Origin of the sequence: Acinetobacter brisouii (assembly GCF_008993995.1) — a bacterium.
GTDB classification, from domain to species: Bacteria; Pseudomonadota; Gammaproteobacteria; order Pseudomonadales; family Moraxellaceae; genus Acinetobacter; species Acinetobacter brisouii_A.
The window spans coordinates 1-17,028 of sequence record NZ_BKNN01000029.1 but is presented as its reverse complement, the minus strand read 5'-3'; the positions used below and the strand labels follow the sequence as shown (position 1 = coordinate 17,028).

The 17,028-nt window shown below is 40.0% G+C and carries 17 protein-coding genes; 12 read left to right on the top strand and 5 right to left on the bottom strand.

Annotated elements, in window-relative coordinates; translation table 11 throughout:
* Window positions 1–6: 6 nt before the first annotated feature.
* The gene (glnG, locus tag GBN19_RS08630) at window positions 7–1,500 is read right to left on the bottom strand and encodes a nitrogen regulation protein NR(I) (protein WP_151777857.1); all 1,494 of its coding nucleotides are present in this window, start codon (window positions 1,498–1,500) and stop codon (window positions 7–9) included.
* Window positions 1,487–2,596 carry a nitrogen regulation protein NR(II) gene (gene glnL, locus GBN19_RS08625; protein ID WP_151710004.1) on the bottom strand — a complete coding sequence of 370 codons (1,110 nt, stop codon included), beginning with the start codon at window positions 2,594–2,596 and terminating at the stop codon, window positions 1,487–1,489. Before glnL ends, glnG begins: the two co-directional genes overlap by 14 nt.
* Window positions 2,597–2,956: 360 nt before the next feature.
* Between glnL and rimO the strand changes: the two genes are divergently transcribed.
* The 12 genes from rimO to lpxA all read left to right on the top strand — a co-directional run bounded on the left by rimO (window position 2,957) and on the right by lpxA (window position 15,249).
* The gene (gene rimO, locus GBN19_RS08620; protein WP_151777856.1) at window positions 2,957–4,300 is read left to right on the top strand and encodes a 30S ribosomal protein S12 methylthiotransferase RimO; all 1,344 of its coding nucleotides are present in this window, start codon (window positions 2,957–2,959) and stop codon (window positions 4,298–4,300) included.
* A 58-nt stretch (window positions 4,301–4,358) separates the two neighbouring features.
* Window positions 4,359–5,087: a UMP kinase gene (gene pyrH, locus GBN19_RS08615; protein ID WP_151710006.1), complete on the top strand. Its 729-nt coding sequence runs from the start codon at window positions 4,359–4,361 to the stop codon at window positions 5,085–5,087.
* 72 nt (window positions 5,088–5,159) lie between these two features.
* Complete coding sequence (gene frr / locus GBN19_RS08610; protein WP_151777855.1) at window positions 5,160–5,714, top strand: ribosome recycling factor; 555 nt, start codon at window positions 5,160–5,162, stop codon at window positions 5,712–5,714.
* A 3-nt stretch (window positions 5,715–5,717) separates the two neighbouring features.
* Window positions 5,718–6,470 (top strand): polyprenyl diphosphate synthase, encoded by a 753-nt coding sequence (gene uppS / locus GBN19_RS08605; RefSeq protein ID WP_151777854.1) that lies wholly within the window; start codon window positions 5,718–5,720, stop codon window positions 6,468–6,470.
* A 3-nt stretch (window positions 6,471–6,473) separates the two neighbouring features.
* Window positions 6,474–7,298, top strand: coding sequence for a phosphatidate cytidylyltransferase (locus GBN19_RS08600; protein WP_151777853.1), 825 nt, complete (start codon window positions 6,474–6,476; stop codon window positions 7,296–7,298).
* Window positions 7,299–8,498, top strand: coding sequence for a 1-deoxy-D-xylulose-5-phosphate reductoisomerase (gene ispC, locus GBN19_RS08595; RefSeq protein WP_151777852.1), 1,200 nt, complete (start codon window positions 7,299–7,301; stop codon window positions 8,496–8,498).
* Window positions 8,498–9,853, top strand: coding sequence for an RIP metalloprotease RseP (gene rseP / locus GBN19_RS08590; RefSeq protein WP_151777851.1), 1,356 nt, complete (start codon window positions 8,498–8,500; stop codon window positions 9,851–9,853). Before ispC ends, rseP begins: the two co-directional genes overlap by 1 nt.
* A gap of 39 nt (window positions 9,854–9,892) precedes the next feature.
* Entirely contained in the window at window positions 9,893–12,364 is a 2,472-nt protein-coding gene (gene bamA, locus GBN19_RS08585; RefSeq protein WP_151777850.1) for an outer membrane protein assembly factor BamA, read from the top strand.
* A 47-nt stretch (window positions 12,365–12,411) separates the two neighbouring features.
* Window positions 12,412–12,900 carry an OmpH family outer membrane protein gene (locus tag GBN19_RS08580; protein ID WP_151777849.1) on the top strand — a complete coding sequence of 163 codons (489 nt, stop codon included), beginning with the start codon at window positions 12,412–12,414 and terminating at the stop codon, window positions 12,898–12,900.
* Between the two features lie 3 nt (window positions 12,901–12,903).
* A complete protein-coding gene (gene lpxD / locus GBN19_RS08575) occupies window positions 12,904–13,974 on the top strand; it encodes a UDP-3-O-(3-hydroxymyristoyl)glucosamine N-acyltransferase (RefSeq protein ID WP_151777848.1) in 1,071 nt (356 codons plus the stop codon).
* Between the two features lie 2 nt (window positions 13,975–13,976).
* Entirely contained in the window at window positions 13,977–14,453 is a 477-nt protein-coding gene (gene fabZ, locus GBN19_RS08570; RefSeq protein WP_171492599.1) for a 3-hydroxyacyl-ACP dehydratase FabZ, read from the top strand.
* A 7-nt stretch (window positions 14,454–14,460) separates the two neighbouring features.
* The gene (gene lpxA / locus GBN19_RS08565) at window positions 14,461–15,249 is read left to right on the top strand and encodes an acyl-ACP--UDP-N-acetylglucosamine O-acyltransferase (protein ID WP_151777847.1); all 789 of its coding nucleotides are present in this window, start codon (window positions 14,461–14,463) and stop codon (window positions 15,247–15,249) included.
* Window positions 15,250–15,312: 63 nt separating this feature from the next.
* Here lpxA and GBN19_RS08560 read toward each other — a convergent pair whose 3' ends face one another.
* From GBN19_RS08560 to GBN19_RS08550, 3 genes are all read right to left on the bottom strand, one after another.
* Window positions 15,313–16,161 (bottom strand): methylated-DNA--[protein]-cysteine S-methyltransferase, encoded by an 849-nt coding sequence (locus GBN19_RS08560; RefSeq protein WP_151710017.1) that lies wholly within the window; start codon window positions 16,159–16,161, stop codon window positions 15,313–15,315.
* Between the two features lie 201 nt (window positions 16,162–16,362).
* Window positions 16,363–16,782: a bacteriohemerythrin gene (locus GBN19_RS08555; RefSeq protein ID WP_151710018.1), complete on the bottom strand. Its 420-nt coding sequence runs from the start codon at window positions 16,780–16,782 to the stop codon at window positions 16,363–16,365.
* Window positions 16,783–16,848: 66 nt separating this feature from the next.
* On the bottom strand, window positions 16,849–17,028 hold a 180-nt coding region (locus GBN19_RS08550), incomplete at its 5' end, for an IS3 family transposase (protein WP_151777846.1).

Genomic DNA, 17,028 nt, shown 5'->3' with positions numbered 1-17,028 from the left:
TGTCGCTTAGTCAGGCGTAGACAGCTTTTGATCTTCTTCTTCATCGTCATCTGTTGAATCCATACCCAGTTCTTTGAGTTTGCGTGTCAGCGTATTACGACCCCAACCCAGAAGCTCGGCTGCATGGCGTTTACGACCACGCGTTTGTTGTAAAGCTGCATTAATGAGCGTGCGTTCGAACATTGGTGTGGCAATGTCTAAAATTTTCATTTCACCATTGCGTAATTTTTGCACTGCCCATTGTGCTAACAGCTCATCCCAATGCTGAATACTGACTCGTTCAGGTGTTGCTGTAACATTGCCAGTATCACCAGATTTTTGAATCGGAATCTGCTTCAGCTCATTTGGAAGATCTTCAGGATACACTTCACGACCTGTGATCATGACAGTAAGCCAGCGGCACGTGTTTTCTAGCTGACGAACGTTGCCTTGCCAAGGCAATTGCTGCATGTAACTAATGGTTTCTGGACGTAAGATTTTAGGACTTACACCAAGTTCTTTACCTGCTTGAGCCAAGAAATGCTGTGCCAACATTGGAATGTCTTCACTGCGGTGTGCCAATTTTGGAATATGAATACGAATGACGTTAAGACGGTGATACAAGTCTTCACGGAAACGACCTTCATTGACCAGTTTTTCCAAATCTTGGTGTGTTGCCGCGACAATACGCACATCAACTTTGACAGGAATATGTCCACCAACGCGATAAAACTCTCCATCTGCCAATACACGCAATAAACGGGTTTGCGTTTCAAATGGCATATCGCCAATTTCATCGAGGAACAATGTACCGCCATTGGCTTGCTCAAAGCGACCTTGACGTTGGGTGTTTGCCCCTGTGAAAGCACCTTTTTCATGACCAAACAATTCGGTTTCAATCAAATCTTTTGGAATTGCAGCCATGTTGAGGGCAATAAATGGTTTGCTCTTACGTGGCGAGTGGCGATGCAGTGCGTGAGCGACTAACTCTTTACCCGTACCTGATTCACCATTAATCAACACCGTAATATGCGATTGAGATAAACGACCAATCGCACGGAAAACTTCCTGCATAGCAGGAGATTCACCAATAATTTCGGTGGAATGAATCGGAGAGCTAGTTTTGTTAGCAGATTCTTGTTGCTGTAACTTGGTAATATGCAAAATCGCACGATTAACTAGAGCCAGTGCTTCATCAATATCAAATGGTTTTGGTAAATATTCAAAAGCACCTGTTTGATAGCTTGATACAGCAGATTCTAAATCAGAATGCGCTGTCATAATAATCACAGGCAAATCAGGATGGCTGCTTTTTACCTTGCCTAAAAAGGTTAAACCATCAATTCTAGGCATACGGATGTCAGTTAAAATGACATCTGGTGCTTCGTGAAGAAGTTGGTCTAAAGCGCTTTGAGCTTCCTCAAAGCTGGTGACATCAAAACCTTCTTCTTTGAATGTTTTTTCCAGCACCCAGCGCATGGCGCGATCATCATCAATGACCCAAATTTTATTTCGCGACATGTTGCGACTCCCAAGGTAAATATAAGCTAAAAACGGTTTTACCAGCGACAGAATGGCAGACAATCATACCATTGTGCTGGTGCATAATATTTTGTGCAATACTCAGACCCAGTCCTGTGCCATTGGCACGACCTGTGACAAGTGGGTAAAACACAGACTCTAAAATTTCTTCTGGAATACCGGGCCCATTATCTTCAATATCAATTCGTACCGCCGAACGGTGCAAAATGCCGTTAATGGTGACGAGGCGTTGAATGCGGGTACGTAAAATCAGCTCAGGCTTGTGCTCTTGGAAAAAATCCTTGTGCTCAAGCATGGCTTGAACTGCGTTGACACTGATATTGAGCATTACCTGAATCAGTTGATCCCGATCTGCTTTGACATCGGGCAATGACAAATCATAATCACGGGTAATTTTGATTTTCTTTTTGGTCTGATTGGTAATCAGCGAGCGAACACGCTCTAAGGGTTCATGTACATTGACATCGACATAACTTGGTAATTGGCGTGAACCAAGCATGGTATCCGCCAAAGTTCTAAGTCGGTCGACCTCATTGATAATAATGTCAGTGAATTCATTATATTTTGGATCGTTTAAGCTACGAGCCAAAAGTTGTGTCGCACCACGAATTCCACCCAGTGGATTTTTAATCTCATGAGCAACACCGCGAATCAGTTGTCGAGTGACTTGGTGTTGCTGAATTAGGTTTTCTTCCTTAGAGATTTTAAGCATCCGATCAATTGGATTGAGTTCAATCAACAGTAAAGGATGATATGGGCGACCCGCATTGAGCTGTGAAACTGAATAATCCACATGAATGTCTTTAAAATTGACATTAATAATGGCTTCACGACGTGTGTAAGCTTGCCCTGTATTTAAAGTATTGAACAAAGCTTCACGGGTATCAAAACTGTCATTCGGTGCTTGAAGCAGTTGAATGGCGGGCATACCTGAAGCACGTAACAGACTCATGTCAAATAGTGCTTCACATGATGAATTGAGGTAAAAAATATTTAGATTTTTATCAACCAATAAGATCGCTGTGGTTAAATTATCAACCAATAGACGATAATCAATCGCTGGAGTAGGATCCATTAGCGTAATCTTCCTGATGTAAAATAGCGCAATGGCATCTTTTTCATTGTGGTTGCTCCCTGTTATGGAACATTTTCTAAAATTTAAAGTAGCTTGATTAAAGCAAAATGTAAGCCAACTTTAGAAAGTGACTTGTTTTTAGGCAAAAAGTGTCTATTGCCTGTTCTAGAAGTAATCTTTCGCGTTTAATCACTAAAACAGTATCAAAATGAGGAGTTTTTAGCACTATATTGGTGCTATTTATTTGTTTTGTTAATTCTTGAGCGATATTTTGGTGCGTGATCGAAACATTACCGTTTATACCTATGCTTATGCAGGGAAAAGTCATACAATACGCGCATTCTAGTGGAGTGTTGTTGCATGAAATCCCCCAAAGTCGGTTTTGTTTCTTTAGGTTGTCCTAAGGCATTGGTCGATTCTGAGCGTATATTAACCCAGTTGCGTACTGAGGGTTATCAGGTTGCATCAGATTATGATGGTGCTGACCTTGTTGTTGTAAATACCTGCGGTTTTATCGAGTCTGCGGTACAAGAGTCGTTAGATGCGATTGGCGAAGCCATGAGTGAAAATGGTCGCGTGATTGTGACAGGCTGCTTGGGGAAAGATGAAGACAAAATTCGTCAGATGCATCCAAATGTCTTGAAAGTGACAGGCGCGGCAGCCTATCAGGATGTCATGGAAGCTGTACATGAATATGTCCCTGCACCACCAAAACATAATCCATTTATTGACTTGGTCCCTGAACAGGGCGTGCGTTTAACGCCGAAGCATTATGCATATTTGAAAATATCTGAAGGCTGTAACCACCGTTGTACCTTCTGTATTATTCCAAGCATGCGCGGTGATCTTGTATCTCGTCCAGTTGGTTCTGTACTGGAAGAAGCAGCTGCATTAAAACGTGCAGGCGTTAAAGAAGTGCTGGTAATCTCGCAAGATACCTCTGCTTACGGTGTAGATACCAAATACAAGTTGGACTTTTGGAACGGTCAGCCTGTAAAAACCAAATTTTATGATATGTGTGAAGCATTGGGTCAGTTGGGGATCTGGGTGCGTTTACACTACGTTTACCCGTATCCACATGTTGATGCTGTAATTGACTTGATGGCGCAAGGTAAAATCTTGCCATACTTGGATATTCCATTCCAACATGCAAGTCCGCGCATTTTAAAACTTATGAAACGTCCAGCGCACAGCGAAAATACATTGGAGCGTTTAAAAATTTGGCGTGAAAAATGCCCTGAATTGGTGATTCGTTCAACATTCGTGGTTGGCTTCCCAGGTGAAACCGAAGAAGACTTCCAAATGTTACTCGACTGGTTGCAAGAAGCTCAACTCGATCGCGTTGGATGTTTTACTTATTCTCCTGTGGAAGGCGCAACGGCAAACGATTTGCCAGACCACGTGCCTGAAGAGATTAAACAAGAGCGTTATGAACGCTTTATGCAGATACAGCAAGCGATTTCAGCAGCAAAATTGCAGCAACGTATTGGTCAAACCATGACGGTATTGGTTGATGGTTTGGAAGATGAATATCCAGTTGCAGTTGCTCGCTCTTATGCAGATGCCCCAGAAATTGATGGCAATGTTTTTGTTGAAGACATTGATAAATCACAAATTAAAGCGGGTGACTTGCTAGAGGTCGAAATTACCGATGCAGATGAATATGATCTATTTGCTAAATTGATTAAAATTAAAGCAAATTAATCAACCAACACGCACAAATTTAACTTTATTCGAATGAAAACGCCTTCGGAGCACAGTCATGGCAGAAACAAATAGCCCTCGTTACTCACGTATTCTACTGAAGTTATCTGGTGAAGCATTATCAGGTAATCGTGAAATGGGGATCGATGCTCAAGTTCTAGATCAAATGTCACTTTCTATTGCGCATTTGGTGGGTTTGGGTGTGCAAGTGGGTATCGTGGTTGGCGGTGGTAATCTCTATCGCGGTAGTCAGTTGCAAAAAGATGGTTTGGTTGGCCGTGTAACAGGTGACCAAATGGGGATGCTTGCAACGGTCATGAACGGTTTGGCAATGCGTGATGCATTGGTGCGTCGTAATATTAAAACCCGTTTAATGTCAGCATTGCCGATTGGGACGGTCGTTGAGTCTTATTCAAGTCGCGATGCGATTCGTCACTTGAGCCAAGGCGAAGTCTGTGTGTTTGTCGCAGGTACAGGTAATCCATTCTTTACCACCGATACAGCAGCGTGTTTGCGTGGTATTGAAATCGAAGCCAATCTTATCTTAAAAGCAACCAAAGTTGATGGTGTTTACAATAAAGATCCAAGCAAATATGACGATGCTGTGAAATATGATCGTCTAACTTTTGATCAAATTTTAGATGAAAAGTTAGGTGTGATGGATTTGACCGCGATTTGTTTATGCCGTGATCATAATGTGCCGTTGCAAGTGTTTGACATGAATAAATCAGGTGCGCTGCTTTCAGTGGTGATGGGTGAAAAAGAGGGAACTCTTGTTACGAAGTAATATACGTAACAGAGAAAGCTCTTTATACTAGCGCTAATTTTATCTATATCTTGAGAAAGTAAGGAAGATCATATGATTAACGATCTTAAAAAAGACAGCGAACAGCGAATGCAAAAATCAATCGAATCCTTAGAGCAAGGATTTGCAAAAGTTCGTACTGGTCGTGCGCATCCATCAATCTTGAATGGTGTTATGGTTCCTTACTATGGTTCTGATGTGCCATTAAACCAAGTTGCAAACGTGGGTGTTGAAGATTCGCGTACACTGATTGTTCAGCCATTTGAACGTACTATGGTTTCTGCGATTGATAAAGCAATTCGTGAAAGCGATTTGGGCTTAAACCCAATCACTGCGGATGCGATTCGTGTTCCACTTCCAGCACTGACTGAAGAAACACGCCGTGATATGCAAAAAGTTGCACGCTCTGAAGCTGAAAATGCCAAAGTTGCGATTCGTAACATTCGCCGTGATGTTTTGGGTGATCTAAAAGCATTGTTGAAAGAAAAAGACATTTCTGAAGATGATGAACGCCGTGCAAGTGAAGACGTACAAAAAATCACTGACAAATATGTAGCTGAAGTTGATAAACGTTTGGCTGCGAAAGAAGAAGAGTTAATGAAGGTTTAATGGATGACGAGTTTAGACGGCATTCACCATCTTCCTGAGCACGTTGCCATCATTATGGATGGCAACAATCGCTTTGCTAAAAAAATGCACCTCGAAAAAGGAGCAGGACATAGGGAAGGGAAGAATTCACTCGATCCAATTGTGGAGCGCTGTCGCGAACTCGGTGTTCAGGCGTTAACAGTTTTTGCTTTTTCAAGTGAAAACTGGAATCGTCCGCAACCTGAAGTGGACTTGCTCATGCATCTGCTTGAGCAAACAGTCCATGAACAAATTCCACGCATGATCAAATTTGAAATTGCGTTGCGTTTTATTGGAGAGCGTTCTCGCCTTCCAGTACATTTACAAGAGCTTCTAGATACGGCTGAACAACAGACTGCCCATTTCACACAGATGACCTTAACCATTGCGATTAGTTATGGGGGGATGTGGGATATTGCAGACTCAGCCAAACGTATCGCTCAAGATGTGCTTGATCAGAAAATTACGGTTGATCAGATTAATCCGACATTGTTTGGTCAATACATTCATCTTGGAGATTTGCCTGCGGTAGATTTGCTGATTCGTACAGGTGGAGATTATCGCATCTCTAATTTTCTGTTATGGCAATCGGCGTATGCAGAGCTTTATTTTACAAAAACACTGTGGCCTGAGTTTTCTGTACAAGAGCTCAATCAAGCCTTTAAGGTATTTGCAGAGCGTGAGCGCCGTTTTGGTAAAACCTCTGAGCAAATCCAACAAGAGAACACCGAGAAATAATACATGTTTGAGCGGATTAAAACCGCATTGGTCTTGGTAGCAATCGTTTTAAGTTGTATGTTTGCTACAACCTCATCTTACCCAATGCAGACACTTATGGTGATCGCTGCAACGATTGCAGGGTATGAGTGGTACAAGTTAATGCCAAAGCAGGATGCATCAATACGACCATTCTTTGTTTGGGGATATACGTGTATTGTACTGATTGTATCTGTAGTTGCCTTATTTTCTCACGATATTACTTTACTGTTTTGGGTCGCATCGATTTTGGTGTGGATTACCAGTGTGTATTGGGTGAAAAACTTTCCTGAATATGATGGCTGGTACAATAAGAGCTTAAATCTGTTAGGTCTGATTTTGGTTTCAGCTGCCGTAAGTGCAATATTCTCAGTTTGGAAGCACTCTCCATGGTGGTTGATGTATTTGTTTCTGTTGGTTTGGGGAGCAGATAGTGGTGCTTACTTTGTAGGGCGAAAACTGGGTCGTCGTAAAATGGCACCGAATGTAAGTCCCAATAAGTCTGTAGAAGGTCTGTTTGGTGGTTTAATGACTTCAGGTGTTATTGTTGTCATTGTACAAAGTCATTATTTGAACTTAACTTTATCACAACATATTTTATTCTTGATTCTTTCTATCTTTACAGTGCTTGGCTCAGTGCAAGGCGATTTATTTGAATCGATGATCAAACGCCGAGCAGGCGTTAAAGACTCTGGAAGAATTCTTCCTGGGCATGGTGGAGTGTTGGATCGAATTGATTCATTGCTAGCAGCGGCTCCAATTTTTGCAACAGGACTTTATTTATTAAAATTTATTGGCGTAGATCTATAAATGTCTCAATCTGTTTGTATATTGGGTGCAACAGGCTCAATTGGTGAAAGTACATTAAAGGTATTGCAGCAACATCCAGAGCAATATTCAGTTTTTGCAGTGACAGCGTATAGTCGACTGGAAAAACTCGTCGAAATCTGCAAACAGTTTAGACCTCAAATTGCAGTCGTACCATCTACACAGCAAGATCGGCTTGCGGACTTGTTTAAACAGCATCAGATTGATCATACTGAGATCTTAACCGATGAATCTGGTTTGGTTGCTGTTGCTGAACATTCGCAAGTTGATATTGTGATGGCAGCTATAGTCGGGGCGGCAGGATTATTGCCAACCCTAGCTGCGGTTAAAGCGGGTAAACGTGTCCTCCTTGCCAATAAAGAAGCATTGGTGATGTCAGGCGACATTATGATGCGAGCCGCAGAGCAGCATCAGGCATTATTGTTGCCTGTTGATTCTGAACATAATGCAATTTTTCAATGTTTGCCAAATGGGTACTGTCAGTCAGAGCGTACAGGGCAGCCGAAGCAGGGCGTTTCACGAATTTTGCTCACGGCATCGGGTGGGCCATTTTTAAATACATCATTAGAACAATTACAAACAGTAACGCCTGCACAAGCTTGTAAACATCCGAACTGGTCGATGGGTCAAAAGATTTCAGTTGATTCAGCAACTTTAATGAATAAAGGTTTGGAATTGATTGAAGCATGCCATTTGTTTTCAATTTTAGAACATTTTGTTACAGTTGTAATTCATCCACAAAGTATTATTCACTCTATGGTTCAGTATGTGGATGGTTCGACTTTGGCTCAAATGGGAAATCCTGATATGTGTACGCCAATTGCACATGCATTGGCATGGCCAAATCGTATTTCTACACCTGTAGATGCATTGGATGTATTTGCACATCAACAGCTTAATTTTCAGCAACCAGATACAGTCAAATTTCCTGCCTTAAGTTTGGCACGCTATGCGATGCAGACGGGTGGTACTGCGCCTGCTATCTTGAATGCTGCAAATGAAATAGCAGTTGCAGCTTTTTTACAGGAAAAAATCAAATTTACAGCGATTCCTGAAATCGTCGAACATACATTAAATACAGTGGAGAATATGCCAGCAAATTCGTTGGAGACTATTTTACAAGCAGATCAATTTGCCCGTAATATAGCAACTCAGCGAGTGAGTGCTTTAGGGCTAAAATAATGAGTATTTTATTTATGGTGGTTGCAGCAGTTTTATTGCTTGGGCCACTCATTGCCATTCATGAATTTGGTCACTATTGGGTTGCACGTAAACTTGGTGTTAAAGTTTTAATTTACTCAATTGGCTTTGGACCAACAGTATTTAATTGGACGTCTAAAAAGTCAGGGATTCAATATCGTTTATCGGCTTTGCCCTTAGGTGGTTATGTCAAAATGCTAGATGAACGTGAAGGTGATGTAAAAGGAGAAGATCTTCCTTATGCCTTTAATCGTCAAGCCCCTTGGAAACGTATTGCGATTGTTGCTGCTGGCCCATTAATCAATTTGATTTTTGCTATTTTATTATTTTGGATTCTATTTTTACCTAAACAAGAGCAACTCAATACACGTATTGGTAAAGTTATGCCAAATACACCAGCTGCGGTTGCTGGATTGCAAACTGGCGATAAAGTTGTTGCTATTGATGGAAAAAGCACGCCAAGTTGGGAAACCTTAAACTTTGCTTTAGTGGATCGTGCTGGGGAAACTGGGCAAATTCAGGTTCAAGCAGAGCATCAAGGACAACTTAAAAATTTTAATTTACCGATCCAACATTTTTTAAAAGATCAAAGTCAGTCTGCTTTAGATACATTGGGTTTCTTGCCTTATCGCCCAAAAATCGACCCTGTGATTGATCAACTTGTGCCCGATGGTGCAGCAATTCGTCAAGGACTACAAAAAGGTGACAGAATTATAGCAATCAATGGTGTTAAAACTCCTGACTGGTTTGATGTTGTTGATATTGTTCAGAAGTCTCCAGAGAAATTACTCAAAATTGATGTTGAGCGCTTAAACAAGATTGTGCACTTGCAGGTTATGCCTCAAGGTAAGCGTGACAATATGGGGAATATGACAGGAATGTTGGGAGTTCAAACTCAGTCCAAACAAGTCCATGTTCCTGATCAATATAAGCAAACAATTCAATATACGCCTGTACAAGCGTTTGGAAAAGCGGTACAAAAGACAGGTGAAATTTCCAGTATGATTTTAAACTCAATGACCAAAATGGTTCGTGGTTTAATTGGGTTGGAAAATTTATCAGGTCCAATCACGATTGCAAAAGTTGCTGGGCAAAGTGCCGAAATGGGGTGGCAAACCTTTATTTCATTTATGGCATTAATGAGTGTCAGCTTGGGTATTTTAAACTTGTTACCCATCCCAATGCTTGATGGTGGGCATTTAGTTTATTACTTTATTGAAGCAATTCGAGGTAAACCTGTTTCTGAACAAATACAAATGATTGGTTTTAAAATCGGGATGGTATTGCTGGGGAGTATGATGATCCTTGCTTTATTTAATGATTTTATGCGTTTATAACAGAATTGATGGAATATTCAACTTAGCGGAAAAATAGGCATGCGTCACACACATTTTTTAATGCCTTTGGCACTGGTTAGTGCAATGGCAGCGGTACAACAAGTTTATGCTGCGGATGAATTTATTGCTCAAGATGTCAAAATCGAAGGCTTAGTTCGCTTAACTCCTGCCAATGTCTATAGTATGTTGCCAATAAAAAGCGGTGATCGTGTTAATGACGCGATGCTGAATAATGCAATCCATACTTTATATGATTCAGGTTTATTTGATGATATTAAAGCGACCCAACAAGGAAATACCTTGGTGTTTAATGTTGTTGAGCGCCCAATCATTTCTAAGGTTGAATTTAAAGGCAATAAACTTATTCCTAAAGAAGCATTGCAAGATGGCTTAAAGAAAATGGGTGTTGCTGAAGGTGAGGTTCTGAAAAAGTCAACTTTACAGAACCTAGAAACCGAACTAGAGCAACAGTACAATCAGCAAGGTCGTTATAATGCTGATATTAAAGTTGAAACAACGCCACGTCCAAATAACCGTGTTGATCTAACGATTAACTTTAATGAAGGTAAAGCCGCAAAAGTTGTTAATATTAGTGTCATTGGCAATACAGTTTTTAGCGATGATGAAATTAAACAGGCATTTGCATTAAAAGAAAGTAGTTGGTCATCCATTGTTACTCGAAACGATCGTTATGCCAAAGAGCGCATGGCTGCCAGCTTAGAAGCTCTACGTGCACTTTATATGAATGCGGGTTATGTTAACTTTGCGGTCAACTCATCCAATCTGAATATTAGTGATGACAAGAAAAATATTTTCGTTGAAGTTTCAATTACTGAAGGTCAGCAGTTCAAAGTCGGCGAAACCAAATTCTTAGGTGATACTTTATTTAAGCCTGAAGAATTAAAAACCCTGCAAATTTATAAAGATGGCGATAGCTATTCTCAAGCAAAAGTAGATGCCGTTAAAAATATGTTGCTACGCAAATATGGCAATGCGGGCTATTACTTTGCTGAAGTGAATGTCGTCCCACAGATTGATAATGATAAGAAGATCGTTGACCTAAATTATTACATCAATCCAGGTCAGCAAGTAACTGTACGTCGTATAAACTTTACGGGTAATACTAAAACTGAAGATCAGGTATTGCGTCGTGAAATGCGCCAAATGGAAGGCGCTTTGGCAAGTAATGAAAAAATTAATTTGTCCAAAGTGCGTCTAGAACGTACAGGTTATTTTAAAACAGTGGATGTTAAACCCGTTCGTATTCCAAATGTTCCAGATCAAATTGATTTAGATGTCAATGTTGAAGAGCAACATTCGGGGACTAGTACTTTAGCGTTAGGTTATTCGCAAAGTGGCGGTATTACTTATCAGGCAGGTATTAGTCAATCAAACTTTTTAGGGACGGGTAAGAGTGTTGGTTTTGATTTTACCAAGTCACAATATTCAACCTATTATAATTTAGCAGTCACTGACCCGTATTTCACTATTGATGGAATTAGTGCGGGTTATAATGTTTATTATAAAGAAACAAAACCATATCAAGACTATCATGTCAGTGATTACTACTCAAAAACCTTGGGTGCAAATGCGAGCCTATCTTATCCAATTGATGAGAATCAAAGTGTAAGTGGTTCATTAGGAATTGAAAATACAGATATTTCAACAGATGTTTACGGCTCTGTAGCATTTGGCGACTATCTAACTAGCCATGGCGGTTCAGTTAAAAATGTTACAAAATTGAGCTCCCCTTGGACTGATTCGGAAGGGGGGAATCATATTGATTATAAGAGTGAGTTTGAAGGATCTTATCTTAACTATTTAGTGAATTTGGGTTGGTCATTTAATACATTAAACCGTCCAATGTTACCAACTTCAGGTCAATTGCATAGCTTGAACTTGGAAGTGGCTCTACCGGGTAGTGATGCTGAATACCAGAAACTGACTTATAGCGCACAAGCATTCTTCCCAATTGGCGAGAAAGGTTGGGGGATTCATAGCTATGGTAAGCTAGGTTATGGTCATGACTTACCATTCTGGAAAAATTACTATGCAGGTGGTTGGGGATCAGTACGTGGTTATGAAGATAATACTTTAGGCCCTACTTATCCTGGTGCCTATTATAGTGGAACAGGAACAACAGACACGAGTAAGGACTCTACAGGTGGTAATGCACTCGTGCAGTTTGGTGCAGAGCTGATCCTGCCTGTACCATCGAAAGGAGACTGGGCACGTAATGTTCGACCTGTCTTGTTTGCTGAAGGTGGTAATGTCTTTGATACGGAATGTAATATCAGTGATTTCTATGAAGGCACAACAAAGGTTAATGGTAAGCAATACTGTAAAGATAACTACGGTCTAGATTTTGGTAACTTGCGTTATAGTGTTGGTTTCGGTTTGACATGGAATACCATGATTGGTCCACTTTCAATTAGTTATGCATTCCCGCTGAATAAGAAAGATGATGACCAAACTCAAGCAGTTCAATTCCAGATTGGTCGAACTTTCTAAGTTTGACCTCGTATACATCATATAGATACATGATTAAGGATATATAAATGAAAAAGTTAGCACTAGCATTGGTTATGGCGGGTTTCGGTTTTACAAATATGGCACATGCAGCAGGTTTTGCAGTGGTTGATATGCAACGCGTTGTAGAAAATAGTACATATTTGAAACAGCAGAATGATAGCTTGCAGCAAGCGGTGAAACCTTCGGCTGCACGAGTTGAGCAATTGAATAAAGATATTCAAGACTTACAAAACAAAGCAGCAACGGCTAAACCTGCTGAAGTACAACAGTTGAAAACTCAGTACGAAGCGAAAGTAAAAGAAATTAATTCTTTAGAGCAAAATATTCAGCAACGTCTACAGTCAACGTCTCAAGCAACAGGTCAAACATTTACCACTCGTGTTCAACAAGCTGCTGAACAATTGCGTAAAGAAAACAATTTAGACTTTGTTTTGAATAAAGACTCAGCACTTGCCTATGACGCAAAGAACGACTTAACTGATAAAATGATTCAAAAGGTTAATGCGATGAAATAATCAATGATTCAGCGTTCATATACACTTAAAGATCTTGCATCTTTAGTTCATGGTGAATGGATTGGGCAGCCTGAAACGAAAGTTTCAGGTTTGTCTAGTTTAGAGCAAGCAACATCACAGCATATTTCTTTCGTGAATGGAGAGAAATATCTAGAACAAGCAGTCGTATCTCAGGCTGCCATTCTGATAGCAACACGTGAATTACAAGAAAAACTCACGAATCATCAAAATTTGATTATTGTTGAGAATCCGTACCTTGCTTTCGCAATTCTGACTCATGTGTTTGAAATTAAAAAAACAGATGTCGGTATTGAAAGTACTGCTCAAATCCACCCTTCAGCGATCATTTCTGATACGGCTTATATTGGTCACTATGTTGTGATTGGTGAAGACTGTGTAATCGGCGATGATACTTTTATTGAGTCACATGCCAAAATTGATGATGGTGTGGAAATTGGTAAAAAATGTTTTATCGACTCCCATGTGACCATTACAGGTTTTGCAAAACTCGGTCATAACGTGCGTGTTCATGCCAATACGGTGATTGGTAGTGAAGGTTTCGGCTTTGCACCTTATCAAGGTAAATGGCATCGTATTGCTCAGCTCGGTTCGGTCAAAATTGGCAATAATGTGCGGATTGGTTCAAATTGTAGTATTGACCGTGGTGCATTAGATGACACAATTTTGGAAGATGGGGTCATTGTAGATAACCTTGTGCAAATCGCCCACAATGTGCATGTTGGTGAAAATACTGCGATTGCTGCAAAAACAGGCATTGCGGGTAGCACAACGATTGGCAAAAACTGTATACTTGCTGGCGCTTGTGGGGTGGCTGGACACTTGAAAATTGCTGATAATGTGACATTAACAGCAATGTCAATGGTCACGAAAAGTATTTTTGAGGCTGGCTCATATTCTTCAGGAATTGGTTTATTTGAAACGAAACACTGGCGTCGTACAGTTGTTCGCCTCAGACAATTAGCAGATGTGCCATTGACCCAAATTGTCAAACAACTTGATCATATACAAACTCGTATTGAGTCACTTGAATCAACTTTTAATATGCGTAAATGAATATGACAGAGTCACAAAAGCAAGATTTGTATAAACCAGAATTACCAATGAATATTCAGCAAATTCGTGAATATTTGCCACATCGTTACCCATTTTTATTGGTTGACCGTGTGACAGAAATCACCGAAAACAGCATCGTTGGTTATAAAAATGTGTCGATTAATGAAGAGTTTCTTCAGGGGCATTTCCCAGAATATCCAATTATGCCAGGTGTCTTAATCGTTGAGGCATTGGCACAAGTTTCTGGCGTGTTGGGTTTCGTGATGAATGGCGAAAAACCACAACCAGGTTCTTTGTTCCTTTTTGCAGGTGCAGAGAAAATTCGCTTCAAGAAGCAAGTTGTTGCAGGCGATCAGTTGGTATTGAAATCTGAGCTTGTCATGCAAAAACGCGGTATTTATAAGTACAACTGTACTGCAAGCGTAGATGGCATTGTAGCAACGACTGCTGAAATTATTATCTCTCATCAAAGAATCTAGAGCAGGCATGAGCAATAAAGAATATATCCACCCAACCGCTATTATTGATTCATCTGCAGTAATTGCACCTGATGTTGTAATTGGTCCTTACTGTGTGATTGGTCCACAAGTCACTATTGGTGCAGGGACTAAGCTTCATTCACATGTCGTGATTGGCGGATATACTCGTATTGGTGAACACAATGAGATCTTCCAGTTTGCAAGCATTGGTGAGGTCTGCCAAGACCTGAAATATAAGGGCGAGGAAACGTGGTTAGAAATTGGTGATCATAATGTGATTCGTGAGCATTGCAGTCTGCATCGTGGTACGGTGCAAGACCATAGTTTGACCAAAATCGGTAGTCATAACCTGTTGATGGTCAATACACATATTGCGCATGATTGTCAGATTGGTGATCACAATATTTTTGCCAATAATGTGGGCGTGGCAGGTCACGTTCATGTTGGAAGTTATGTTGTGGTTGGTGGTAACTCTGGAATTCATCAATTCTGTAAGATTGATTCTTACAGCATGATTGGTGCAGCATCTTTGATTGTTAAAGATGTGCCTGCTTATGTGATGGCTTCAGGAAACCCCGCACATGCTTTTGGTCTGAATATTGAAGGAATGCGTCGTAAAGGTTGGTCAAAACAAGTGATTCAAGGCTTACGTGAAGCATTCAAGCTTATTTATAAAGAAAGTTTGACAACAGTTGAAGCCATTGAGCGTATTCGTGCAGAAATTTTGCCAGAAGTTGCTGAAGTTCAGTTGTTGATTGATTCTTTAGAACAGTCTGAGCGCGGTATTTTGCGTTAAGCAAAATATTGTGTAAAAAAAGATGCCTGATGGCATCTTTTTTTTAAGCATAAAAATATAATATTAATCAATCAGTTGTTCGACTTTGGCACTTTCCCACGCAATTATCGCTGTTTTTCGGGTTGTTCCCCACATATATCCACCAAAATTTCCAGAGGCTTGAATCACTCGATGGCAGGGAATCAAAAATGCCACAGGATTATGACCTATAGCAGTTCCTACTGCACGAGCAGCATTTTTTTGACCAATGTCTCTGGCAACTGCCCCATAGGCACTGAGCTGTCCCATCGGGATTTTAAGCAAACTTTCCCAAACCTTAAGCTGAAAAGCAGTCGCTTTAAGATGTAATTTTATTTTTGATAAATTATCACGGTTGAACTGAAAAATCTGTAAAGCCTGCTGTTGTAATACATCACTGTATTCGGTTAGTTGGGCTTTGGGAAATTGTTCTATCAATGAGATTAATGCAGTTGCTTCATTATCTATAAATGCCAAATAACAAATTCCTTTTAATGTTGATGCTATTAGTACTTTGCCAAAAAGCGTTTCTGCAAAGCTGTAATTAATTTGCAAGGCTTGTCCACCATGTCGATATTCAGCGGGAGTCATTCCTTCTATTTGTATAAATAAATCATGTAAGCGACTTGAGCTAGACAATCCTGCATCGAATGTCGTATCTAACAAAGTGATCTTAGGTGGGTGCTTTAGAATGGATTTTGCATGTTGTATGGTGGTGTATTGCAGGAATTTTTTGGGACTAATTCCTACCCATTCAGTGAATAAGCGCTGAAAATGTGCTGGGCTAAGGTGGACATGTGCTGCGATTTCCGCCAAATTGGGTTGTTGTTGAAAATTATGCTGAATATATTCAATTGCTTTTGCAATGCGAGAATAATTTAGAGATGCTGACATAATTGCACACAGAATATATTGGATTTCATTTTAGATTAGCAAATCAGGTCTATCAGTAAAATCCAATTCTTGCGCTTATAGAAGGAGCACAGCAAATTGTAAGTCAATTGCAAAGCGGGGCATAATATGACAATTTGCTGTGCCTCTGAATGGTATTAAGCACGAATCATATAAATTGATTGATCGCCATCACAGGAAAAATCAGCTAAAAAACCGTGCAAACCAGCCTTTTCCTTTTTTCTTTTCTTGGGCATGTAGATATTGCAACATATTATCACGCACTGAATTTACATAGTCCTGATCATCATGCTGGATATGATTAATTAACCATTTGGATAACAAACGGTACAAATCATTTTCAATCGACTCTCCATTGTTGAAGCGCTGCCGATAGTCATGTAATCGTTTTACAAATAATTCGTGTATGCCTTTGTGTGAAGGTAAGTACTGATAACAGACTTGTTGCAGTAAATTTTCTTCAAAGCTGAAATGAGATTGAGTATAGTCGATTAAGTCATCAAGTACATCTTTGATTTTATCGTGCTGACCATTGACTCGGATCTTTTCTAAAACATTAATATAATCTAAAATTTGTCGATGTTGATGATCAATCACATTAATGTGTTTCCGTTAATTAGACCACTCAATTCAGTTTTATAAGTGATAAATCCGCTCTAAATATTTAAATTATGCTGCCATTACTTTTAGTAAATGTTGATCATAAAATTCATTCGGTGTTACCTTATTCAAACTTGAATGAGGACGTATCATGTTATAAAAATCCAAATACTCAGCAATGGATTGTTTCGCTTGTTTTACTGTATCGTAAGCCTTCAAATAGACTTCCTCATGCTTCACGCTGCGCCA